The sequence below is a fragment of the Arthrobacter sp. SD1074B genome, assembly GCF_056780195.1.
The window spans coordinates 1,897,547-1,920,289 of record NZ_JBRAZT010000001.1 but is presented as its reverse complement, the minus strand read 5'-3'; the positions used below and the strand labels follow the sequence as shown (position 1 = coordinate 1,920,289).

Below are 22,743 nucleotides of genomic sequence, written 5' to 3'. Positions count from 1 at the left end.
TAAGGCATGGCTTTGCTGGGACCGCCCGGGATCAGGCCCGGGCTTACTACATCGCGTAGAATGCTTTGGTGCGATCTCCAGAATCCCCCGCCCTGGCCATCAGCGGGCTCATCAAGGATGTAGGTCCCCTGCCCAGCCTTGACGGCAAAATGCTGCGGGTGGTCAGCGGCCTCTCGCTCGTGGCCGAACGCGGCCAGGTGACCGCCCTGCTGGGCGCCAACGGTGCCGGCAAGACCACCACCATCGAATGCGCCCAGGGCCTGCAGAAACGCACCGGCGGAAGCATCAGCCTGCTCGGCCGGGACCCGGACACGGCCGGCGCGGACCTGCGCGCCCGCGTCGGCGTGATGCTCCAGGACGGCGGGCTGCCGCCGTCGGCCCGGCCCATCCCGCTGCTCAGGCACGTCGCCGGCATGTACCAGGATCCTTGGCCGGTGGATGAGCTCGTTGAGCGGCTGGGCATCGACGCGTTCAGCCGCACTTCCGTGCGGCGCCTCTCCGGCGGCCAGAAGCAGCGGCTTGCCCTTGCCGCGGCCCTGGTGGGCCGTCCCGAGGTGCTCTTCCTCGACGAGCCGAGCGCCGGCCTGGACCCGCAGTCCCGCCAATTGGTCTTCGAGCTGATCGGCGAACTGCGGGACCGCGGCATGGGCATCATCCTCACCACGCACCTGATGGACGACGCGCAGCGCCTGGCCGACTACGTCTACATCATCGACGCCGGCCGAAACGTCGCCGAGGGCACCGTCGCGCAGTTGCTGAAGCACGAACTGGCCACTGACGGCGAACAGCATATCCGGACGCTGCTCTTCGAGGCGCCGCCCGGACTGGACCTGGCGGGCGTCCTGCCGGCCGACGTCGACGTCCGTGAGACGCGCGCCGGCAGCTACAGCGCCACCGGCGCGCTGACCCCCGCCGATCTCGCCGCCGTCACCGCCTGGTGGGCCGAGCGGGGCATCATGCCCGCCTCCATGAGCCTGGCCGCCCGCAGCCTTGAGGACGTTTTCCTCGACATCTCCGGAAGGGACATCCGATGAGCTCCGCGCCCGCCGGCGCAACAGCCGGCACACCGCTGGGCAGTGCGCCCGCTACCCTGGTCCGCCGGATCCTGCTGCAGGGCAGGTACGAGACTGTCACCATGCTCCGCAACGGCGAGCAGCTGATCCTCGCGATCATCCTGCCGCTGCTGGCCCTGGTCGGGCTGACCGTCACGCCCCTGCTGGACGGCCTCGGTTCCAGCCGGGTCAACGTGGCGGTGCCGGGCATCCTGGCCCTGTGCGCCATGTCCACGGCCTTCACCGGGCAGGGCATCTCCACCGGATTCGACCGCCGGTACGGTGTGCTGCGCTTCCTTTCCACCACCCCGCTGGGCCGGGCCGGGCTGATCCTGGGCAAGGTGCTGGCGGTGCTCGCGGTACTGCTCTTGCAGGTGCTGGTGGTCACAGCCGTCGCCCTGCCGCTGGGCTGGCGGCCTTTGGCGCCGGGCATCCTCCCCGGGCTGGCGCTGTTGGTGCTCGGCGCCGCGGCGTTCACCGCCCTCGGCCTGCTGGTCGCCGGCACGGTGCGTCCGGAGGCCACGCTGGCGATCACCAACCTACTGTGGATCCTGCTCGGTGCGCTCGGCGGCATCGTCATTCCGGCCGAACGCCTCCCAGCCCTCGCCCAGGCAATAGTCCATTTCCTTCCCTCCGGCGCGCTGGGCCAGGCGCTGCGGGATGCTTTCCTGCACGGCAGCGTCAACCTGGCCGCCGTGTTTGTCCTGCTGCTCTGGACGGCGATCGCCGGCGCCGCAGCAACCCGTTGGTTCAAGTGGAATTGAGAAAACTGTGAGTACGGCGTCCCGCCCTTCCCGGATCGTGTCCCGGATTTCCTCCCGACTGCCCGGCACCGTCGACAAGACGGTCCGCCGGCTGGCCGTGCTGTCCCTGGTTGGCCAGACCGTGCTGGTGGTCACCGGCGGCGCCGTCCGCCTTACCGCCTCCGGCCTCGGCTGCCCCACGTGGCCCCGTTGTACCGACAATTCGCTTGTCAACACGCCGGAGATGGGTATCCACGGCATCATCGAGTTCGGCAACCGGCTCCTGACCTTCGCGCTCGCCGCCGTCGCCGTCATGATGCTGGTGTACCTGTGGAACCTGCGCCGCGAACGCCGGGACCTGTTCCTGCTGGCGCTCGGCCTGCTGGCCAGCATCCCGGCCCAGGCCGTCATCGGCGGCGTGACCGTCCTGACCCGGCTGAACCCGTGGGTGGTTGGCCTGCACTTCCTGGTCTCCATGGCCCTTGTGGTCCTCGCCACGCTGCTCGTCAACCGCGCCTATGGCAGGACCGGTACGTTCCGCACCCGCGAGCTCCCGGCACTGCCGGGCGCCGCGCGGCCGGTGCTGTCCGCCGTCGCGGTGTTCTCCGCCGTCGCCGTCTGCCTCGGCGTCGTGGTGACCGGGGCGGGCCCGCACGCCGGCGACGCGAACGCCCCGCGCAACAACCTGGACTGGGACCTCTTCTCGCACATCCACGCCGTTCCGGCCTACCTCGTCACCGCTGGGGCCTTGTTCGGCGTGTTCCTGGTGCTCCGCGGCCGCATCACCGGCCCCTTCCGCACCGCCGTGTTCCTGCTGCCGGGTGTCACCGTGCTGCAGGCTGCGATCGGCTTCACGCAGTACTACAACGGCATCCCTGCCCTGCTTGTCGGCGCGCACATGCTCGGCGCGGCGCTGCTGATGAGCGCGTCCACCAACGCTGCGGACCTTGCGCGCAGCAGCCCGCTGAAGTAGCCCCTACCGCAGGCCGTCAGCGGCCGTAGAAAACAGAACGCGCCGGTCACCTGGCGCCCCTCCGGAGGACCGGAACGGGCGGCAGGTGACCGGCGCGTTGTTTGTTTCGGGGCCGGCTTAGCCGCCGACGAGGGCGGACCCGATGAACGGGTCGACGGCCAGCGCGAGGAAGAGCAGGGTGAGGTAGCTGATGGAGCCGTGGAAGACCTTCATGGCGCCCTTGTTGGACACGTCGCCGCCCTGGGCCCGGTTGTAGAGGGCGTGCGCTTCGTACAGGAACCAGGCACCCGCGGCGACGGCGGTGCCGGTGTAGACCCAGCCGGCCCCGCCGACCGGGATCAGCAGCAATGAGCACGCGACCATGGCCCAGGCGTACAGGACGACCTGCACGGACACGACCTTGGCGCCGGCGATGGCGCCGAGCATCGGCACGTTGGCGTTGCGGTAGTCCTCGCCGTAGCGCATGGACAGCGGCCAGTAGTGCGGCGGGGTCCAGAGGAAGATCACCATGAAGAGGACGACGGCGGGCCATTCCACCGTGTTGGTCACGGCGGCCCAAGCGATCAGTACCGGGAAGCAGCCGGCGGCACCGCCCCAGACGATGTTCTGCGCGGTGCGGCGCTTGAGGATCATCGTGTAGATCACCACGTAGAAAACGATGGCGCCGAGTCCCAGCCAGGCCGAGAGCGGGTTGGCGCCGAACCAGAGGATCGCGATCGCGGCCGCGCCGAGGAGCCAGGAGAACGCCAGCGCTTCACGTGGCGTCACCTCGCCCGTGACCAGCGGCCGGTTCTCCGTCCGGTGCATGAGCTTGTCGATGTCCCGGTCGATGTAGCAGTTGAAGGAGCCCGCGCTGCCGGCGGCGAAGGCGCCGCCCACGAGCGTCGCCAGGATCAGGCCAAGGGAGGGAAAGCCCCGCTCGGCGTAGATCATGGTGGGCAGGGTGCTGACCAGCAGCAGTTCGATCACCCGGGGTTTCGTGAGCGCGAGGTAGGCCTTGGCTTTGCGGGCGAAGCCGATCCGGCCTGGGGCCTGGGCGGCATTAAGCGGCGTATCTGTTGTGCTCACGGTGGCAGTCACTCTGTTCTGTCTGGCTGTTCAGTCCGGCTGGTCGTCGCAGTGCGTGCAAAATCCGCCGCACTGCTTTCGGAGGGGGTCCACGCGCGGCGCACAGGCATGTCCTCTCCCCCGTTGGTAGCCACGCACCATCATACCGTGGCAGCACCGGCGTCCGGGTCCCGCGGCGGGCGCCCGGAATTCCGCCAGGTTAACGCCGCCTCACCGCCGCAGCGGCGCGCGGTGATTCACATAAGCCGAAATCCGGTCCAATTCGTGAGATGCACGCTGCCCGGCAGGGGGAATGGGGCTAAGCTGTCTGACAGATCAGCACGCACCGGCGGACGCCCCCAACGGCGCTCCCTGCCCCTGCGCATGCGACTGAATGATAGATCAACGTTTCGATGGTGAACGGCTGGTACGAACCGCAGCGGGCACCGACCTGTGCCACCGCGGTAAAGCTCCCCGAGGGAATCCGCCCGGAGGGAACGCGTACCGCCGGCCGTCAGCACAGAGAGGGGCCCGGTTTTCGTGCCACATTTGGAAGAGCAAGAACTGTCATGGACCGATCTGGACCAGCGCGCCGTGGATACCGTCCGGGTGCTCGCGGCGGATGCGGTGGAGAAGGTCGGCAACGGCCACCCCGGCACGGCGATGAGCCTGGCGCCGGCCGCGTACCTGCTCTTCCAGAAACTGATGCGGCACGATCCGGCGAACCCGGACTGGCTGGGCCGTGACAAGTTCATCCTGTCCCCGGGCCACACGTCCCTGACGCTGTACATCCAGCTGTTCCTCTCCGGTTACGGCCTGGAGCTGAAGGACCTGGAGGCGCTGCGGACCTGGGGTTCGCTGACCCCGGGACACCCGGAGTACAAGCACACCGCCGGCGTGGAGATCACCACCGGCCCGCTCGGCCAGGGCCTTGCGTCCGCCGTCGGCTTCGCCTACTCCCAGCGCCGGATGCGCGGACTGTTTGACGCCGACGCTCCCGCCGGCACCAGCCCGTTCGACCACACCGTCTGGGTGATCGCTTCCGACGGCGACCTGCAGGAAGGCGTAACCTCCGAGGCCTCCTCGCTCGCCGGGCACCAGGAGCTGGGCAACCTCGTGGTGATCTACGACGAGAACCACATCAGCATCGAGGACGACACCGACGTCGCGTTCACCGAGGACGTCCTGGCGCGCTACGAGGCCTACGGCTGGCACACCCAGCGGGTCGACTGGACCCGGACCGGCGAGTACAAGGAGGACGTGGCGGAACTCCACGCCGCCCTGCTCGCGGCGAAGGCCGAAACGGGCAAACCCTCGATCATCTCGCTGCGGACCATCATCGGCTGGCCCGCGCCGAAGAAGCAGAACACCGGCAAGATCCACGGCTCGGCCCTGGGCGCGGAGGAAGTCGCCGGCCTGAAGAAGGTCCTCGGCTTCGATCCGGAGCGCACTTTCCAGGTTGACGACGAGGTCCTGGCCCACACCCGCGAGGTGCAGGCCCGCGGCGCCGCTGCCCGGAGCTCGTGGCAGGACTCCTTCGAGGCGTGGCAGTCCGCCAACCCGGACGCCGCCGCACTGCTCGAGCGTGTCGAAGCCCGCAAGCTCCCTGCCGAACTCGACGCCGCGTTGCCGGTTTTCGAAGCCGGCAAGGACGTCTCCACCCGCGCCGCGTCCGGCAAGGTCCTGAACGCGATCGGTCCGGTCCTGCCCGAACTGTGGGGTGGCTCCGCGGACCTCGCCGAGTCGAACAACACCACCATCGAAGGCTCGCCCTCGTTCATCCCGGCCTCCCGGCAGACCGAGGCGTGGAAGGGCAACCCCTACGGCCGGGTGCTGCACTTCGGCATCCGCGAACACGCCGCCGCGTCGATCGTGAACGGGATCAGCCTGGCCGGCCCGACCCGCGCGTTCTCCGGCACGTTCCTGATCTTCTCCGACTACCAGCGCCCGGCGATCCGGCTTGGCGCCCTGATGGGTGTCCCGTCGCTGTATGTCTGGACGCACGACTCGATCGGCCTCGGCGAGGACGGCCCGACCCACCAGCCGGTTGAGCAGCTCGCCTCACTCCGCGCGGTCCCGGGCCTGGATGTTGTCCGCCCGGGAGATGCGAACGAGGTCGCCGCCGCCTGGAAGGTCATGCTGGAGAACCACGGCAACCCGGCCGGCATTGTGCTGACCCGGCAGAACATCCCCACCTACGCCCGCGGCACCGGCGACGCCGAGGCGGACACGTTCGCCTCGACCGCGGGGGTTGCCAAGGGCGGCTACGTGCTGGCCGAAGCCTCAGCCGACGGCCGGACCACCGGGGCGCAGGTCATCCTGATCGCCACCGGCTCCGAGGTCCAGCTGGCCGTGGAGGCCCGCGAATCGTTGCAGGCCGAGGGCATCCCCACCCGGGTCGTGTCCATGCCGTGCGTGGAATGGTTCAACAAGCAGGACGCCGCCTACCGCGAGGCCGTGCTTCCCGCCTCCGTCAAGGCACGCGTCTCCGTTGAAGCCGGCCTCGCGCTGGGCTGGAGGGAATTTGTCGGCGACGCCGGCCGTTCCATCAGCCTGGAGCACTTCGGCGCCTCCGCCGACTACAAGCGCCTGTTCCAGGAATTCGGCATCACCGCCGAGGCTGTGACCGCCGCCGCGAAGGAATCCCTCGCGGGCCTCACCGCCTAAGCCCAACTTCACGCTTTCCGGGCCGCCGCCCGCACGACGCCGGCGGCGGCCCCAGACTTCAGGAGTTACACATGAACACCACCCCCACCCAGCAGTTGTCCGACGCCGGCGTTTCCATCTGGCTCGATGACCTCTCCCGCGGCCGCCTCGCCACCGGCACGCTGCGCAAGCTGATCGAAGAGAAGAACGTCGTTGGTGTCACCACCAACCCGAGCATCTTCCACGCGGCGATCACCGCCGGCACCGACTACGACGGCAAAATCAAAGAGATGGCAGCCGCCGGAGCCAGCGTCGAGGAAACCATCTTCGCCATCACCACCACCGACGTCGCCGACGCCTGCGACCTGTTCGCCCCCGTCGCCGCCGCGACGAACGGCGTCGACGGCCGCGTCTCGATCGAGGTGGATCCCCGCCTTGCCTGGGACACCGCCGGCACCATCACCGAGGCCAAGGAACTCTACGGCCAGGTCAACAAGGACAACGTCCTGATCAAGATCCCCGCCACGCTCGAAGGCCTCGAGGCGATCACCGCCACGCTGGCCAGCGGCATCAGCGTGAACGTGACCCTGATCTTCTCGCTCGAGCGCTACCGCGCCGTGATCAACGCCTTCCAGAGCGGACTCGAGCAGGCCAAGGAAAACGGCCACGACCTGTCCAAGATCCACTCCGTCGCGTCGTTCTTCGTCTCCCGCGTGGACACCGAAATCGACAAGCGCCTCGACGCGATCGGCACGCCGGAAGCCAGGGCGCTCAAGGGCAAGGCCGGACTCGCCAACGCCCGCCTGGCCTACCAGGTCTACGAGGAGCTCTTCTCCACCGAGCGCTGGGCCCTGCTCGCCGAAGCCGGCGCGCGTCCGCAGCGGCCGCTCTGGGCCTCCACCGGCGTCAAGGATCCGGCCTACCCGGACACCCTCTACGTGACCGAACTCGTCGCCCCCGGCGTGGTCAACACCATGCCGGAAAAGACCCTGGACGCCACCTACGACCACGGCGCCATCACCGGCGACACGGTCACCCGAGGCTACGACGACGCCAACGCGACCCTGAACGCGCTTGATGCCCTCGGCATCTCCTACAACGAAGTCGTCGCCGTGCTTGAGTCGGAGGGCCTCGACAAGTTTGTGGCAAGCTGGAAGGAACTGCTGGCCGACGTCGAGGGCGCCCTCGCCGCTGCACGGAAGGACGCGTAGTCCCCCATGACCACTCTCAGCTACGACGCCGCGGGCGCTGCCCGCCAGGCCCATGAACAGCACCTGCCCGCGCTGCTGGAGGAACGGGTCGCCACCCGGATCTTCGCCAAGGACGCCACCCTGTGGGGCCCCGACGCCGAAGCCGAGGCCGCGGTCCGGCTCGGATGGGTGGAGGCCGCCACCATCTCCCAGCCGCTGGTGGCGGACATCCTGGCGCTCCGCGACGCGCTCCGCGCCGAGGGCGTGGGCCGGATCGTCCTGTGCGGCATGGGCGGTTCCTCCCTCGCCCCCGAGGTTATCGCCGGAACCGCCGGCGTCGAGCTGACGGTGCTGGACAGCACCGACCCCGAGCAGGTTGCCGCCGCCCTGGCGGACCGGCTGGCGGAGACCGCCATCGTGGTCTCCTCCAAGTCGGGTTCGACCCTGGAGACCGACTCGCAGCGCCGCGTCTTCGAGCACGCTTTCACCGAAGCCGGGCTGGACGCGAAGAGCCGGATCATCATCGTCACGGACCCGGGCTCGCCGCTGGACAAGTCCGCACGGGAAGCCGGCTACCGGGCGGTCTTCAATGCCGACCCGAACGTTGGCGGCCGCTATTCGGCGCTCACCGCCTTCGGGCTGGTGCCGTGCGGGCTGGCCGGCGTGGACATCCAGGCCTTCCTGGACGAGGCCGAGGAAACCGCCGAAATCCTCAACGACGACAGCGAAGAGAACATCGGACTCGCCCTCGGCGCCGCGCTGGGCGGCACCAACCCGCTGCGCGACAAGATCGTCATCGCCGAGGACGGTTCGGGGATCGCCGGGTTCGCCGACTGGGCCGAACAGCTCATCGCCGAGTCCACCGGCAAGCTCGGCACCGGCGTGCTGCCGGTAGTCGCCGGCCCGGACGCGCCCGAGGTGAAGGCCGGCGCCGCGGATGTGCTGGTGATCCGGCTGGTCGCCGCGGACGCCGACGTCGAACTCGGCGCCAACGAGGCCGCGATCGCCGGCGGCCTCGCCGCGCAGATGATGACCTGGGAGTTCGCCACCGCCGTCGCGGGGCGGCTGCTCGGCATCAACCCCTTCGACCAGCCCGACGTCGAGGCCGCCAAGGTGGCCGCCCGAGGTCTGTTGGATGCGCAGCCGGAACCGACGCCGGCAAACTTCACCGACGGCGCCATCGAGATCCGCGGCGGGGATTGGCTGGGCCAGGCCGGCACCGCGGCCGAAGCGGTCAGCGCGCTGCTGGGCCAGCTCGGCACGGACGGCTACCTCAGCGTCCAGGCCTACTTCGACCGGCTCAACTACGCGCCGCTCGAAGGCATCCGCGATGAACTGGCAGCTCTGAGCGGCCGCCCCGTCACCTTCGGCTGGGGTCCAAGGTTCCTCCACTCCACGGGCCAGTTCCACAAGGGCGGACCGGCGATCGGCGTGTTCCTGCAGGTCACGGCGGCGTCCGCAACGGACCTCGCCATCCCGGACCGTCCGTTTACCTTCGGCGAGCTGATCTCCGCCCAGGCCGCCGGCGACGCCCAGGTCCTCGGCCAACACGGCCGGCCCGTGCTTCGGCTCCACCTCACGGACCGTGCCGCCGGCGTCCGCCAGCTGCAGCAGCTCGTCTCCTCGCTGGCCGGCACGCCGTCTGCCGACCGCCCAGCGTCCTCTACCGAAAGCTAAGGCACCACAGCAACCATGCCACTCTCGCAAAACGGCGGCCCGAAGCCCGCGGGCCGGGGGCGCAATCCGCTCCGGGACCCGCGGGACCGCCGCCTGAACCGCATCGCCGGCCCCTCATCCCTGGTACTCTTCGGCGTCACCGGTGACCTCGCCCGCAAGAAACTTATGCCGGCCGTCTACGACCTCGCCAACCGTGGGCTGCTGCCGCCGAGCTTCGCCCTTGTGGGATTCGCCCGGCGGCAGTGGGAGAACGAGGACTTCGCCGCCGAGGTGAAGGAATCGGTCAAGAGCTACGCCCGCACGCCGTTCGACGAGACGGTCTGGAAGCAGCTCGCCGAGGGCATCCGCTTCGTGCAGGGCGAGTTCGACGACGACGACGCCTTTGAGCGGCTCAGCGAAACAATCGACGAGTTGGACGAGCAGCGCGGCACGCGCGGCAACCACGCCTTCTACCTGTCCATCCCGCCGAAGGCCTTCGAACTGGTCTGCCGGCAGCTCTCCAAGCACGGGCTTGCCCAGGCCGAAGGCGACAAGTGGCGGCGCGTCGTGATCGAGAAGCCGTTCGGGCACGACCTTGAGTCGGCCCGGCAGCTCAACGACATTGTGGAGTCCGTCTTCCCGCCGGACGCGGTCTTCCGGATCGACCACTACCTCGGCAAGGAGACGGTCCAGAACATCCTGGCGCTGCGCTTCGCGAACCAGCTGTTCGAACCGTTGTGGAACGCCAACTACGTTGACCACGTCCAGATCACCATGGCTGAGGACATCGGGACGGGCGGCCGCGCCGGTTACTACGACGGCGTGGGTGCGGCCCGCGACGTGATCCAGAACCACCTGCTGCAGCTGCTGGCCCTGACCGCCATGGAGGAACCTATCTCCTTCAACGCGGACGACCTGCGCGCCGAGAAGGAAAAAGTCCTCGCAGCCGTGCGGCTGCCGGACGACCTTTCCACGCACTCGGCGCGCGGCCAGTTCGCCGGCGGCTGGCAGGGCGGCGAACAGGTCCTGGGCTATCTCGAGGAGGAAGGCATCCCCGCCGACTCCACCACCGAGACGTTCGCGGCGATCCGGGTGGATATCAACACCCGGCGCTGGAGCGGAGTGCCGTTCTACCTGCGGGCCGGGAAGCGGCTGGGACGCCGGGTGACGGAGATCGCGGTCGTGTTCAAGCGCGCGCCCAACCTGCTGTTCCGCGACCACGGGGAAGACGACTTCGGCCAAAACGCCGTCGTGATCCGGGTGCAGCCCGACGAGGGCGCCACGATCCGTTTCGGTTCCAAGGTCCCCGGCACCCAGATGGAAGTCCGCGACGTCACGATGGACTTCGGGTACGGCCACTCGTTCACGGAGTCCAGCCCGGAGGCGTACGAACGGCTCATCCTGGACGTGCTGCTGGGCGAGCCGCCCCTGTTCCCGCGGCACCAGGAAGTGGAACTGTCCTGGAAGATCCTGGACCCGTTCGAGGATTTCTGGGCCGGCCTGAAGGAACAGCCGGAGCCCTACGCCCCGGGAAGCTGGGGTCCCGCCTCCGCAGATGAACTGCTCGCCCGCGACGGACGGACCTGGAGAAGGCCATGATTGTAGATCTTCCCGATACAACAACCTCCAAGATCTCCAAGAAGATCATGGCGCTGCGCGAACAGGGCGGCGTGATCGCCCTCGGCCGCGTGCTGACCCTGGTGGTGGTGACCAAGTCGGGCCTCGAGGAGGAAGCCATCGAGGCCGCCAACGAGGCCAGCCGGGAGCACCCGTGCCGGATCATCGTCCTGGCCGACGCCGGCGCCTCGGCTCCGACCCGGCTGGACGCCCAGATCCGGGTGGGCGGCGACGCCGGCGCTTCCGAGGTCATCCTGCTCCGCGGCTATGGCGAACTCGCGGAGGAAAGCGAATCCCTCGTGGCCGCCCTGCTCCTCCCGGATGCCCCCATCGTGGCCTGGTGGCCGCACGGCGCGCCGCGGAACGCCTGCGAGACGTCGATCGGCCGGATCGCGCACCGCCGGATCACGGATTCCGCGAACGAGTCGGATCCGCTGGCGGCCCTGGAGAATCTCCGCAGCACGTACAAGGCCGGCGATACCGACCTGGCCTGGACCCGCCTGACCAACTGGCGCATCCAGCTGGCGGCAGTCCTGGACCAGGTGGACTCCTCGCCGGTCACCGCGGTCGCCGTCGAGGGCGCCTCGGACTCCCCCAGCACCATGCTGCTGGCGGCATGGTTGACGCTGGCGCTGGACGCTCCGGTGACCATTGTCGCCGACCCGGCCGGCACCGGGATCCGGCGGGTGCGGTTGACCCGCACGGCAGGTGACGTGCAGCTGTTCAGGCCCGGGCTCACCGTGGCGGAACTGACCCAGCCCGGCCAGCCGGCGCAGCGGATTTCGTTGCCGCGCCGCAGCCTCAAGGACTGCCTGGCAGAGGAGCTCCGCCGCCTGGACCCGGACGAAGTCTTCGGCGAAGTGATTACTATGGGACTGCCCCGTACCAACCTAAGGAGTGTCCGTCCCAGTGAGCGCTGATCCCAGAGTAAGCATCCATCCTGACTCGACTGTCCTGATGGCCGCTATCGCGGCGCGCCTGATCACCAAGCTCGTCGACATCCAGGACAAACACGGCGAGGCGACGGTGGTGCTGACCGGCGGCACGATGGGTATCGGCTCGCTCAAGGCGGTTGCGGAGTCACCGGCCGCGCCGGCGGTGGACTGGTCCAAGGTGAACTTTTGGTGGGGGGATGAACGCTTCGTCGGCGGCGATGACGCCGACCGGAACGCCCGCCAGGCTCACGAGGCCCTGCTTTCGCACATCGAGGTGGACCCGGCCCGCGTCCACGTGCCCGGCTCCACGGACGACTTCGGCACCCCCGAGGAGGCCGCCGCCGACTATGCCCGGCGGCTCGCCGAGGCTGCGGCAGCCGAGCACGCCGCCGACATGTCCGATGACCGCCCGGAGGAGCCCGGCAGCCTGCCGCGGCTGGACATCGTGCTGCTGGGCGTCGGCCCCGACGCCCACGTGGCCTCGCTGTTCCCGGAGCAGGCAGGCATCCGGGAGAAGGAACTGACCGTCGTCGGTGTCCGTAACTCCCCCAAGCCGCCGCCGGCCCGGCTCTCGCTCACGCTGCCCACCATCAACACCGCGAACGAGGTGTGGATGGTGGTGGCCGGCGATGACAAGGCCGGTGCGGTGGGCCTGGCCCTCGCCGGCGCCAACCCCGTGCAGGTGCCGGCGGCGGGGCCGCGCGGTCGCCTCCAAACGCTGTGGCTGATTGACGAGGACGCGGCCTCACGCGTCCCCGAGCAGCTTGTCCGGAAAGGCGCGTCGGGCGCGTAGTTTTTCCAGCGCTCCGGCCAGCACGTCTTCGGCGTCCTGGCTGGAGCGCCGCTCTTTAACGTATTCGAGGTGGCTTTTGTACCCCTCGGCGGCTTCGTCCTCCAGCGCGAAGCGGGCCTCGTCGCGGGTGGCCGGGGCGCCGCAGCGGCGGCAGTCCCACACCCCGGGGATCTGCTCCTCCGGAAGCTTGGCGAACACCAGCGATGTCTCGTGGCCCTTGGCGCACCGGTAGGTGACGCAGATCCGGGGTTGGCCCGCTCCGCCGTCGAGCGGTTCGTGGCGGGCCGGGGCTCCGGCGATGGCACCCACGCGGATGCCCCTGAATCCGGAGGCAGAATGCAGCATCGGGAACTCCTGGCTACTCAGCTGGTGGATTGGTGCTTGCCAGCGACAGTGTAGTCCGGGAGTTCCCGATGCCGGGAGGGCCGTAAGGCCCCTTATGAAGTTGTGCGAAAGCGGGTATTAGGAGTCGGCGCCGGTGCTGAAGCGCATCAGCAGGCCGAGGGCAATGATGACAACACCCCAGGTGACTCCGAGGATGACCGTGAAACGGTTCAGGTTCCGCTCCGCCACGCCCGAGGAGCTAAGGCCGGAGCTCATGCCGCCGCCGAACATGTCGGACAGACCGCCGCCACGCCCTTTGTGAAGCAGGATGAGCAAAGTCAGCAGGAGGCTGGTGATGCCCAGGAGCACCTGCAGAATGACATGAAGAACGTCCACGACGGCCTTTCAGAAGATGGGGATTGCGGGGGCCAACAGCTTGTCCGGACTAATCCGTCAGCAGGTGACTCTCGAACCTGACAATATTAGCAAACTCGGCGGCGTCCAGGCTGGCGCCGCCGACCAGCAGCCCGTCCACGTCGCGTTCCTTCAGGATGGAGGCGGCGTTGTTGGCCTTCACCGAGCCGCCGTAGAGCAGGCGGGTCTTCGCGGCGACCGGGGCGTCGAAGAGTGTGGACAGCTCGGCGCGGATTGCGGCGCACATTTCCTGGGCGTCCTCCGGTCCGGCCACCTCGCCGGTGCCGATGGCCCAGACGGGCTCGTAGGCGACTACGAGCTCGGCGGCCTGCTCCGCGCTGAGGCCATCGACGCCGGCCCGCAGCTGGGCCAGCGTGTGCTCGACGTGCGTGCCGGCCTGGCGGACTTCAAGGCCCTCCCCGACGCAGAGCACCGGGGTGATGCCGTGGCGGAAAGCCGCTTTGGTCTTGGCGTTGAGGACCTCGTCGGACTCGTGGTGGATGGTTCGGCGTTCGCTGTGGCCCACCAGGACGTAGCGGCAGCCGAGCTTGGCGAGGAACTGCCCGGAGATGTCCCCGGTGTACGCGCCGGAGTCGAACTGGGACAGGTCCTGGCCGCCGTACACGACGTCCAGTTCGTCGCCTTGGACGAGGGTCTGCACGCCACGGAGGCCGGTGAACGGCGGGAACACGGCGACCTCCACCCGGCTGTAGTCGTGCTTGGCGTCGGACAGGGTCCAGGCCAGCTTCTGCAGGAGGGTGATGCCCTGGACATGGTCCATGTTCATCTTCCAGTTGCCCGCGATGAAGGGCTTGCGGTCGAACTTGCCGTTGGTTGACGTTGTCACGTGATCTCCAAAAGATTCGTAGCAGTGAAAGAGCCGGCCGGGTCCCCGCCTTGCGGAACAGGGACCCGGCCGGCTGGGAGTTCTAGCGGTCCAGCACGCTCAGGCCGGGGAGTTCCTTGCCTTCAAGGTATTCCAGGCTGGCGCCGCCGCCGGTGGAAATGTGTCCGAACTGGTCGTCGGCGAAGCCGAGGGTCCGCACCGCGGCGGCCGAGTCGCCGCCGCCCACGACCGTGAACGCGGTCGTCTCCGACAGCGCCTGGGCGACGGCCCGGGTGCCGGCGGCGAAGGCGGGGAACTCGAAGACGCCCATCGGACCGTTCCAGAACACCGTCCTGGCGCCCTTGATCCGTTCCGCGAAAGCGGCGGCCGAGTCCGGTCCGATGTCCAGGCCGATGCCGGAGGCGCCGAAGCTGCTGGACTCAATAGCGTCCGCGGACACCGTTTCGTGGTCGGCGTCGGCGGCGAACTTGGCAGCCACCACAACATCGGTGGGGACCACAAATTCCGTGCCGGCGTCCGCGGCTCGTTTGAGGTAGTCCTGCACGACCGGGATCTGGTCCTCTTCGAGCAGGCTGCCCGCAACCTTGTGGCCGGCAGCGGCGAGGAAGGTGAACAGCATGCCGCCACCCACCAGGATGGTGTCCGCTTTGCCGATCAGGTTGGCGATCACGGCGAGCTTGTCCGACACCTTGGAACCGCCGAGCACCACAACGTAGGGCCGCTGGGTGTCCGTGGTCAGCTTGCGCAGCACCTCGACCTCGGTGCGGACCAGGTCGCCCTGGTAGGACGGCAGCCGGGTCGCGACGTCGTAGACGGAGGCGTGCTTGCGGTGCACGGCACCGAAAGCATCGTCAACGAAGGCGCCGTTGTCGCCGGTGAGGGCGACCAGCTCGTCGGCGAAGGCACCGCGTTCGGCGTCGTCCTTGGACGTCTCACGGGCATCAAAGCGCACGTTTTCTAGGACCAGGGCTTCGCCGTCCGCCAGCGCGGCGGCGGCCGCCCTGGCGGATCCGCCGACGATGTCCTCGGCAAGGGTAACTTTGAAGGACGCGAGCCCGGCCAGGCGCGCCACGGCGGGCTTGAGCGAGTACTTCTCCTCCGGGGCGCCTTTGGGGCGGCCGAGGTGCGCTGTGACCAGCACGCGGGCACCGGCGTCCGTGAGCTTCGACAGCACTGGCAGGGAGGCCTTGATCCGGCCGTCGTCAGTGACTGCAGAGCCGTCGAGCGGCACGTTCAGGTCACTTCTGACCAGAACGTACCGCCCGCGGACACCATCAGCGATCAGTTCGTCGAGGGTGTGGAATGTCATGGGTCTTACCCTAGCCCAGCTTCGACGCGACGAGCTCCGTGAGGTCGACGAGGCGGTTGGAGTAGCCCCACTCGTTGTCGTACCAGGAAACAACCTTGACCTGGTTGCCGATCACCTTGGTCAGGCCGGAGTCGAAGATGGACGACGCCGGGTCCCCGACGATGTCCGAGGAGACGATCGGCTCGTCGGTGTAGGTCAGCAGGCCCTTGAGCTCTTCGGTCTCGGATGCAGCCTTGAGGGCGGCGTTGACTTCCTCGACGGTGGTCTCGCGGGAGACGGTCACGGTGAGGTCGGTGGCGGAGCCCGTGGGAACCGGGACGCGGATGGCGTAGCCGTCCAGCTTGCCCTTGAGTTCCGGCAGGACCAGGCCGATGGCCTTCGCGGCGCCGGTGGAGGTGGGGACCATGTTGATGGCCGCGGCGCGGGCCCGGCGCAGGTCCTTGTGCGGGCCGTCCTGCAGGTTCTGGTCCGCGGTGTAGGCGTGGATGGTGGTCATCAGGCCGCGCTCGATGCCGAAGGCGTCGTTGATGGCCTTGGCCAGCGGGCCAAGGCAGTTGGTGGTGCAGGAGGCGTTGGAGATGATGTTGTGCGCGGCGTTGTCGTAGAGGCCTTCATTGACGCCCATCACAATCGTGATGTCCTCATCCGAGGCGGGGGCGGAGATCAGGACCTTCTTGGCGCCGGCGTCGATGTGCTTCTGCGCATCGGCGGCCTTGGTGAAGAAGCCGGTGGATTCGATCACGATGTCGACACCCAGTTCGCCCCAGGGGAGCTTGGCCGGGTCGCGCTCGGCGAGGACCTTGACGGTCTTGCCGTCGACGACGATGTTGCCGTCCTTGACCTCGATGCTTTCGGCCAGGCGGCCGCCGACGGAGTCGTACTTGAAGAGGTGGGCGAGGGCTTCCGGGCTGGTGAGGTCGTTGACTGCAACGATCTCGATGTCCGCTCCCTGCGCCAGGGCGGCGCGGAAGTAGTTGCGGCCGATGCGGCCGAAGCCGTTGATACCAATACGTGTCGTCACGTTTTCAGTCTCCTTGGTGCTCTATCAAGCACGACTAGTTGAGTAGGCGTTCAAGCCAACTAACAGATCCCGCACGCCATTGGGCAGAGATGATTACCAGATCGGAGGGCGACCAGCCACGTTGCTGAAGGCTAACCGCCTTCCGTGATCCATCTTACGTTTAACTGGGCCCGCCCCCGCAAGTGCGGGGGCGGGCTGTCCACATTTCGAGCCTAACGGTCCGGAATGTGAACTTTGTTACAGCGGTATTTCGGCTGTGCGCCGGACCGCCCTAGAGGGTGATCAGGCCGGTGGCGTTCTTCCGGGCAACGTCGAAGCGCTTGGCGACGTCGGCCCAGTTCACGATGTTCCAGAAGGCCTTGACGTAGTCGGCCTTGACGTTGACGTAGTCCAGGTAGAAGGCGTGCTCCCACATGTCCAGCATCAGCAGCGGCGTGGTGCCCAGTGCCACGTTGCCCTGCTGGTCGTAGAGCTGCTCGATGACAAGGTTGCCGCCGATCGGCTCATAGGCGAGGAAGCCCCAGCCGGAGCCCTGCAGGCCCAGCGCCGCGGCGCTGAACTGGGCGCGGAAGGCGTCGAAGGAGCCGAAGGCGTCGTCGATGGCCGCCGCGAGCTCACCTTCAGGCTTGTCGCCGCCGTCCGGGGAGAGGTTCTTCCAGAACACGGAGTGGTTGACGTGTCCGCCGGTGTGGAACGCAAGGTCCTTGGAGAGGCGGTTGATGTTGGCGAAGTCGCCCTTTTCGCGCGCCTCGGCCAGCTGCGCGAGCGCGTTGTTGGCGCCGGCCACGTAGGTGGCGTGGTGCTTGCTGTGGTGCAGCTCCATGATCTTTGCGGAGATGTGGGGCTCCAGCGCGGCGTAATCGTAGTCAAGTTCAGGCAGTACGTACTCGGTCACAAAATCCTCCAATGTCGTGGACGGTTCGTCCGGTTTTGCTAACTCTCGGATTGTGCATCCGGATGGTTGGACACCCGGAAGTTTATGGATGCGGATCCAGTGGGCATAGCCTCCGGTCCTGCTGAGGTATTCCCGGCCGCTGGATCCGATTCTGGACCTGACGCCGGCTGGTGGCTACTCGTCCAGCATTTCCGCGGTCACGTTCGCCTCGGTGCCGGGGATGCCCAGGTCCTGCGCCCGCTTGTCCGCCATCGCCAGGAGGCGGCGGATCCGGCCGGCGATGGCGTCCTTGGTCATCACCGGGTCGGCGAGCCGGCCCAGCTCGTCCAGGCTGGCCTGCTTGTGCGCCACGCGGAGTTCGCCGGCGTATTTGAGGTGGTCCGGGACGTCGTCGCCGAGGATCTCCAGTGCCCGTTCGACCCGGGCGCCGGCCGCGACGGCGGCCTGCGCCGAGCGGCGCAGGTTGGCATCGTCGAAGTTGGCCAGCCGGTTCGCCGTGGCGCGGACCTCCTTGCGCATCCGCCGTTCCTCCCAGACCATCAGCGCGTCGTGCGCGCCCATCCGGGTCAGCAGCGCCGCGATGGTATCGCCGTCGCGGATCACAACGCGGTCCACTCCCCTGACCTCGCGTGCCTTAGCCTGGATGCCGAGGCGGCGGGCGGCGCCCACGAGGGCGAGAGCGGACTCGGGGCCGGGACAGGTGACTTCCATGGCCGAGGAACGCCCGGGCTCGGTGAGCGAACCGTGGGCCAGGAACGCCCCGCGCCAGACGGCCTCGGCGTCGGCGGCGGACCCGTTCACCACCACCGAGGGCAGGCCCCGGACGGGCCGGCCGCGGGCGTCCAGCAGGCCGGTCTGGCGGGCCAGGGCCTCGCCGTCGCGGACCACCCGGACCACGTAGCGGCTGCCGCGGCGCAGACCTCCGCCGGAGACGACGATGATCTCGCTCTGGTGCCCGTACACCTCGGCGATCGCAGCGCGCAGCCGGCGCGCGGTGGAGGCGAGGTCCACCTCGGCCTCGATCACGATCCGGCCGGAGATGATGTGCAGTCCCCCCGCGAAACGGAGCATGGCGGACACTTCAGCCTTGCGGACCGAGGACTTCTTGATGTCCAGCCGGGAAAGTTCTTCCTTGACTGATGCTGTCAGTGCCATGGCACCTTTCCTACCTGTTCCCGAAAATGTCGTGGTACGCCGTTGCCAGACGCAGCGGGTCGTGGATCGGCCGGCGGCTCGACGCCCCTACTTTACCCAAGACCACCTCTGCTCCGAGCATCCCGGCGGCCCGTTCGAAGTCCGGGAGGTCCGGCACGGAGGCGGGGTCGGCCAGCACGACGTCGATACTGAAGTCCGGTGCGTAGTCGCGCAGCACGCGCAGGTGGTCCGCGGCGCTCATCCCGAGGGTCTCCTTGGTGTCCGTGGCGAGGTTCATCGTCAGGCACCGCCGCGCCTCCGTCTTGCACAGCGCGTCGCGCATTTCAGGCAGCAACAGGTGCGGCAGGACCGAGGTGTACCAGGAGCCGGGGCCCAGGACCACCCAGTCGGCGAGCTCAATCGCGGTCAGCGCCTCCACGCAGGCCGGTGCGGCTTCCGGCAGCAGCCGGACGGCTTCAAGCGAACCGGCGACGGCGCATTTGGCCTGTCCGCTGACGGTCTGCAGGACCGAACTGCCGTCGGGTCCGGCTACCCGGACTTCGCCTTCGATGGTGAGCGGGGTGGTGGACATCGGCAGGACCTGTCCCCGGGCGCCAAGCAGTGCCCCGGCCCATTGCAGTCCGACGACGGCGTCGCCGAGCAGTTCCCAGAGCGTGACGATCAGCAGGTTGCCCATGGCGTGCTCGTCGAGCGAGCCGCCGCGGCCCTTGCCGGGCTTGAACCGGTGCTGCATGACGTCGCGCCAGGTCCGGCCCCAGTCCGTGTCGTCGCACAGCGCGGACAACGCCATCCGGAGGTCACCCGGCGGGAGCACGCCGTACTCGTCGCGCAGCCGGCCCGAGGACCCGCCGTCGTCCGCGACCGTGACGATGGCGGTCAGTTCGGAGGTGAGCAGGCGCAGCGCCGAGAGGGAAGCGGAGAGGCCGTGGCCGCCGCCGAGCGCGACCACGGAAGGGCCCTTGTCCTGCTGGCCGGCGGAGGCCGCGCTGGCGGCCGGAACCAGGGGCAGCGGCCCGGTGAGCAGCGCCATTACTCGCGGCCCAGATCCCGGTGGGTGGTGGTGACGGTGACCCGGGGGTACTGCGCCAGCCGCCGCGAGAGTTCGACGGCGACGGCGACCGAGCGGTGCTTGCCGCCGGTGCAGCCCACGGCGATGGTCGCGTAATGCTTGTTCTCGCGCCGGTAGCCGTCCAGGACCGGTTCCAGCGCCAACACGTAGCGCTCCACGAAGTTGCCCACACCCTCGGCGTCGAGCACGTAGTCGCTGACGTCCTTGTCCAGCCCGGTGTGCGGGCGCAGTTGCGGGACCCAGTGCGGGTTGGGGATAAAGCGGGCGTCGGCGACGAAGTTGGCGTCCACCGGCAGCCCGTATTTGAAGCCGAAACTCATGACGTTGAGCCGCAGGGCGACGGGGCCCGTTTCGCTGAACAGTTCGGTGATGGCGGTCGCGAGGCCGTGCACGTTCAGCGTCGAGGTATCCAGGACAATATCCGCCGAGTCGCGCAGCTCCTGCAGCAGTTCGCGTTCCGCGGCGATGCCGTCGAGGATCCTGCCGCCGCCCTGCAGCGGGTGCGGGCGCCGGCCCTGTTCGAAGCGGCGCACCAGGACGTCGTCGCTGGCGTCCAGGAAGAGCACACGGAAGGTGACGCCGCTGGCCTCGAGGTTGCGCAGCGCGGTGCGGATGTCCGCGAACAGGTCCTTGCTGCGCACGTCGACGACGACGGCGAGTTTGGAGATGGAACCGGGCGCGTGGGAGACGAGCTCCGCCAGCGTCCCGAGCATCTGCGGCGGAAGGTTGTCCACGACGTACCAGCCGCGGTCCTCGAGGGCATCCGACGCGGTGCTCCGGCCCGCCCCCGACATCCCGGTCACCACGAGCAGCTCGGCCTCAATCGGCTTGACGGGGGTCAAGCCGTCCGCCTCCATGCCGGATCCTGCCGTTGACTCTGCCATCAGTCGTGCCCCATCTCTGCTGTCTGCTCTGCTTTGCCCGGCGGCCGCGGTCCGGGGCCTACTGCCTGCCGTCCGCGCGCCATACCTCAGCTCCTTACCCTAGCTAAGATTGCCGGTGCTAGCTAAGTTTCGAGGATTTCGCCCGTCGTCATGTTCACGGCCGGGACAACAGGCCCGTCGGCGCCGTCGTCCGCGCTGAAATGCCGCACGATCGCACCGGCGAGGGCGGGCCCGATCCCCTTGGCGGCCGTCAGCTCCTCGACGCTGGCGGTCCTGATGCTTTTCACCGACCCGAACTGGCTCAGCAGGGCCTTGCGCTTGGAGTCGCCGAGGCCGGGCACGCCGTCGAGCGCGGAGACCGTCATGGCCTTGCCGCGCTTTTGCCGGTGGAAGGAGATGGCGAAGCGGTGCGCCTCGTCCCGGATCCGCTGCAGCAGGTACAGGCCGGCGGAGGCGCGGGGCAGGATGACCGGAAAATCGCTGTCCGGCAGCCAGACTTCCTCGAGCCGCTTGGCGAGGCCGACCACGTACACGTCCTCGATGCCCAGCTCTGCGAGGGCCTTCGCCGCGGCGTTGACCTGGGGCTTGCCGCCGTCGACGACGACGAGGTTCGGCGGGTAGGCGAACTTCGTTCGGGGCGCCGGCGTCGTCGTGTCGGTGAGCGGGGCGTCGGCCACTGCTGCGGCCTCCGCGCTGGCCAACGGGCCGGGGCCGGCGGCCGTCTTCTCTGCCTGTTCCTGCAGGTAGTTCCGGAAACGCCGGGTCAGGACGTCGTGCATCGCGGCTGTGTCGTCGTTGGCCGCCGCGCCGGTGACCGAGAATTTCCGGTAGTCGGATTTCTTCGGCAGGCCGTCCTCGACCACCACCATCGAGCCGACCACGTTGGTGCCCTGCACGTGCGAGATGTCGAAACACTCGATCCGCAGCAGCGCGACGGGCAGGTCCAGGGCTTCCTGCAGTTCCTGGAGCGCCTGTGAGCGCATGGTCAGGTCGCCGGCGCGCCGTGATTTGTGCAGCTTGAGGGCGTGTTCGGCGTTGTCCCGCACGGTGGAAAGCAGGGCGGCCTTGTCGCCGCGCTGCGGGACCCGGATGTCCACCCGGGCGCCGCGCAGCCCGCTGAGCCATTGGGCGAGTTCGGCGGCGTTGCTGGGCTCGGCCGGGACGAGCACCTCACGGGGCATCCGGCCCTGGCTTTCGCCTTCCTCGCCGTAGACCTGCTGCAAGAGGTGTTCCACGAGGTCCGGGGTGGTGGAGTCCTCGACCTTTTCCACCACCCAGCCGCGCTGGCCGCGGATCCGGCCGCCCCGGACGTGGAAGACCTGGACCGCGGCCTCGAGCTCGTCCTCGTGCAGTGCAAACACGTCGGCGTCGGTGTCCTCGGCCAGGACCACGGCGTTGCGTTCAAAGACCTTTTTCAGCGCGATGATGTCATCGCGCAGCCGGGCGGCGCGTTCGTAGTCCAGCTCGGCGACGGCCGCGGCCATGTCCTTCTCCAGCCGGGAGACGAAGCGTTTCGCTTCGCCGCCCATAAAGGCGCAGAAGTCCTCCGCCAGGGCGCGGTGGTCCTCGGCCGAGATCCGGCCGACGCAGGGCGCGGCACACTTGTCGATGTAGCCGAGCAGGCAGGGCCGCCCGCTCGCTTCGGCACGTTTCAGGACGCCGGCGCTGCAGCTGCGGACCGGGAAGACCCGCAGCAGGGTGTCCATGGTGTCGCGGATGGCGCCGGCCGTGTACGGGCCGAAGTACCGGGTGCCTTTGCGGCGTTCGCCGCGCAGGACCTGCACCCGGGGGTACTTCTCCCCCATCGTGACGGCGAGGTACGGATAGGACTTGTCGTCGCGGAACATCACGTTGAACCGCGGCTTGAATTCCTTGATCCAGGTGTACTCCAGCTGCAGGGATTCCAGCTCGCTGCCGACGACGGTCCACTCCACGCTGCTGGCGGTGTGCACCATGGCGTGGGTTTTGGGCATCAGTCCCGCGGGGTTGGCGAAGTAGGAGTTCAGCCGGGAGCGGAGGTTCTTGGCCTTGCCGACGTAGATGACCCGGCCGTGCGGGTCGCGAAAGCGGTAAACGCCCGGGTTCGTCGGGATCTCCCCTGTCTGGGGGCGGTAACTAGCTGGATTTGCCACCAGTCCATTCTACTGAGCCGGCCGGCGCGCAGCCGACCGTG

At 68.6% G+C, this 22,743-nt stretch carries 20 protein-coding genes; 9 read left to right on the top strand and 11 right to left on the bottom strand.

Annotation, left to right across the window (positions count from 1 at the left end; all coding sequences use genetic code 11):
• The first annotated feature begins 68 nt into the window (after positions 1 to 68).
• The 3 genes from ACUYM2_RS08875 to ACUYM2_RS08865 are packed head-to-tail and all read left to right on the top strand — an operon-like array spanning position 69 to position 2,768.
• Positions 69 to 1,034 (top strand): ABC transporter ATP-binding protein, encoded by a 966-nt coding sequence (locus ACUYM2_RS08875; protein WP_481599743.1) that lies wholly within the window; start codon positions 69 to 71, stop codon positions 1,032 to 1,034.
• Complete coding sequence (locus ACUYM2_RS08870; protein WP_481599742.1) at positions 1,031 to 1,816, top strand: ABC transporter permease; 786 nt, start codon at positions 1,031 to 1,033, stop codon at positions 1,814 to 1,816. Before ACUYM2_RS08875 ends, ACUYM2_RS08870 begins: the two co-directional genes overlap by 4 nt.
• Before the next feature lie 7 nt (positions 1,817 to 1,823).
• Positions 1,824 to 2,768, top strand: coding sequence for a COX15/CtaA family protein (locus ACUYM2_RS08865; protein ID WP_481599741.1), 945 nt, complete (start codon positions 1,824 to 1,826; stop codon positions 2,766 to 2,768).
• Between the two features lie 117 nt (positions 2,769 to 2,885).
• On the opposite strand, the gene ACUYM2_RS08860 is transcribed toward ACUYM2_RS08865, so the two are convergent.
• On the bottom strand, positions 2,886 to 3,848 hold the full coding sequence (locus ACUYM2_RS08860) for a heme o synthase (RefSeq protein WP_481599740.1): 963 nt from the start codon (positions 3,846 to 3,848) through the stop codon (positions 2,886 to 2,888).
• A gap of 516 nt (positions 3,849 to 4,364) precedes the next feature.
• Here ACUYM2_RS08860 and tkt point away from each other — a divergent pair.
• The 6 genes from tkt (at position 4,365) to pgl (ending at position 12,652) form a co-directional block, all read left to right on the top strand.
• Positions 4,365 to 6,482, top strand: coding sequence for a transketolase (tkt, locus tag ACUYM2_RS08855; RefSeq protein ID WP_481601448.1), 2,118 nt, complete (start codon positions 4,365 to 4,367; stop codon positions 6,480 to 6,482).
• A gap of 71 nt (positions 6,483 to 6,553) precedes the next feature.
• The gene (gene tal / locus ACUYM2_RS08850; RefSeq protein ID WP_481599739.1) at positions 6,554 to 7,672 is read left to right on the top strand and encodes a transaldolase; all 1,119 of its coding nucleotides are present in this window, start codon (positions 6,554 to 6,556) and stop codon (positions 7,670 to 7,672) included.
• A 6-nt stretch (positions 7,673 to 7,678) separates the two neighbouring features.
• On the top strand, positions 7,679 to 9,328 hold the full coding sequence (locus tag ACUYM2_RS08845; RefSeq protein WP_481599738.1) for a glucose-6-phosphate isomerase: 1,650 nt from the start codon (positions 7,679 to 7,681) through the stop codon (positions 9,326 to 9,328).
• Between the two features lie 15 nt (positions 9,329 to 9,343).
• Complete coding sequence (zwf, locus tag ACUYM2_RS08840) at positions 9,344 to 10,906, top strand: glucose-6-phosphate dehydrogenase (protein ID WP_481599737.1); 1,563 nt, start codon at positions 9,344 to 9,346, stop codon at positions 10,904 to 10,906.
• Positions 10,903 to 11,844: a glucose-6-phosphate dehydrogenase assembly protein OpcA gene (locus ACUYM2_RS08835; protein WP_481599736.1), complete on the top strand. Its 942-nt coding sequence runs from the start codon at positions 10,903 to 10,905 to the stop codon at positions 11,842 to 11,844. Before zwf ends, ACUYM2_RS08835 begins: the two co-directional genes overlap by 4 nt.
• Positions 11,834 to 12,652, top strand: coding sequence for a 6-phosphogluconolactonase (gene pgl, locus ACUYM2_RS08830; RefSeq protein WP_481599735.1), 819 nt, complete (start codon positions 11,834 to 11,836; stop codon positions 12,650 to 12,652). The genes ACUYM2_RS08835 and pgl overlap by 11 nt, the downstream gene beginning before the upstream one ends.
• Here the strand turns inward: pgl and ACUYM2_RS08825 are convergent.
• The 10 genes from ACUYM2_RS08825 to uvrC all read right to left on the bottom strand — a co-directional run bounded on the left by ACUYM2_RS08825 (position 12,605) and on the right by uvrC (position 22,702).
• Complete coding sequence (locus ACUYM2_RS08825; RefSeq protein ID WP_481599734.1) at positions 12,605 to 12,997, bottom strand: RNA polymerase-binding protein RbpA; 393 nt, start codon at positions 12,995 to 12,997, stop codon at positions 12,605 to 12,607. The genes pgl and ACUYM2_RS08825 overlap by 48 nt on opposite strands.
• A 117-nt stretch (positions 12,998 to 13,114) precedes the next feature.
• Entirely contained in the window at positions 13,115 to 13,372 is a 258-nt protein-coding gene (gene secG / locus ACUYM2_RS08820; RefSeq protein WP_175323316.1) for a preprotein translocase subunit SecG, read from the bottom strand.
• Between the two features lie 49 nt (positions 13,373 to 13,421).
• Positions 13,422 to 14,237 (bottom strand): triose-phosphate isomerase, encoded by an 816-nt coding sequence (tpiA, locus tag ACUYM2_RS08815; protein WP_481599733.1) that lies wholly within the window; start codon positions 14,235 to 14,237, stop codon positions 13,422 to 13,424.
• A gap of 82 nt (positions 14,238 to 14,319) precedes the next feature.
• Positions 14,320 to 15,546: a phosphoglycerate kinase gene (locus ACUYM2_RS08810; RefSeq protein ID WP_481599732.1), complete on the bottom strand. Its 1,227-nt coding sequence runs from the start codon at positions 15,544 to 15,546 to the stop codon at positions 14,320 to 14,322.
• Positions 15,547 to 15,556: 10 nt separating this feature from the next.
• A complete protein-coding gene (gap, locus tag ACUYM2_RS08805; protein ID WP_481599731.1) occupies positions 15,557 to 16,567 on the bottom strand; it encodes a type I glyceraldehyde-3-phosphate dehydrogenase in 1,011 nt (336 codons plus the stop codon).
• Positions 16,568 to 16,838: 271 nt separating this feature from the next.
• Positions 16,839 to 17,462 carry a superoxide dismutase gene (locus tag ACUYM2_RS08800; protein ID WP_481599730.1) on the bottom strand — a complete coding sequence of 208 codons (624 nt, stop codon included), beginning with the start codon at positions 17,460 to 17,462 and terminating at the stop codon, positions 16,839 to 16,841.
• Between the two features lie 174 nt (positions 17,463 to 17,636).
• The gene (gene whiA / locus ACUYM2_RS08795) at positions 17,637 to 18,617 is read right to left on the bottom strand and encodes a DNA-binding protein WhiA (protein ID WP_481599729.1); all 981 of its coding nucleotides are present in this window, start codon (positions 18,615 to 18,617) and stop codon (positions 17,637 to 17,639) included.
• A 10-nt stretch (positions 18,618 to 18,627) separates the two neighbouring features.
• On the bottom strand, positions 18,628 to 19,647 hold the full coding sequence (locus tag ACUYM2_RS08790) for a gluconeogenesis factor YvcK family protein (RefSeq protein ID WP_481599728.1): 1,020 nt from the start codon (positions 19,645 to 19,647) through the stop codon (positions 18,628 to 18,630).
• Positions 19,647 to 20,570 carry an RNase adapter RapZ gene (gene rapZ, locus ACUYM2_RS08785; RefSeq protein ID WP_481599727.1) on the bottom strand — a complete coding sequence of 308 codons (924 nt, stop codon included), beginning with the start codon at positions 20,568 to 20,570 and terminating at the stop codon, positions 19,647 to 19,649. Before rapZ ends, ACUYM2_RS08790 begins: the two co-directional genes overlap by 1 nt.
• 122 nt (positions 20,571 to 20,692) lie before the next feature.
• Positions 20,693 to 22,702 carry an excinuclease ABC subunit UvrC gene (gene uvrC / locus ACUYM2_RS08780; protein ID WP_481599726.1) on the bottom strand — a complete coding sequence of 670 codons (2,010 nt, stop codon included), beginning with the start codon at positions 22,700 to 22,702 and terminating at the stop codon, positions 20,693 to 20,695.
• Positions 22,703 to 22,743: the final 41 nt, after the last annotated feature.

Coding starts and splice junctions, on each gene's coding strand:
- tal (WP_481599739.1), top strand. CDS start 6,554: ATGAACACCACCCCCACCCAGCAGTTGTCCGACGCCGGCGTTTCCATC.
- ACUYM2_RS08835 (WP_481599736.1), top strand. CDS start 10,903: ATGATTGTAGATCTTCCCGATACAACAACCTCCAAGATCTCCAAGAAG.
- ACUYM2_RS08870 (WP_481599742.1), top strand. CDS start 1,031: ATGAGCTCCGCGCCCGCCGGCGCAACAGCCGGCACACCGCTGGGCAGT.
- ACUYM2_RS08825 (WP_481599734.1), bottom strand. CDS start 12,997: ATGCTGCATTCTGCCTCCGGATTCAGGGGCATCCGCGTGGGTGCCATC.
- ACUYM2_RS08845 (WP_481599738.1), top strand. CDS start 7,679: ATGACCACTCTCAGCTACGACGCCGCGGGCGCTGCCCGCCAGGCCCAT.
- rapZ (WP_481599727.1), bottom strand. CDS start 20,570: ATGGCAGAGTCAACGGCAGGATCCGGCATGGAGGCGGACGGCTTGACC.
- ACUYM2_RS08810 (WP_481599732.1), bottom strand. CDS start 15,546: ATGACATTCCACACCCTCGACGAACTGATCGCTGATGGTGTCCGCGGG.
- whiA (WP_481599729.1), bottom strand. CDS start 18,617: ATGGCACTGACAGCATCAGTCAAGGAAGAACTTTCCCGGCTGGACATC.
- ACUYM2_RS08790 (WP_481599728.1), bottom strand. CDS start 19,647: ATGGCGCTGCTCACCGGGCCGCTGCCCCTGGTTCCGGCCGCCAGCGCG.
- zwf (WP_481599737.1), top strand. CDS start 9,344: ATGCCACTCTCGCAAAACGGCGGCCCGAAGCCCGCGGGCCGGGGGCGC.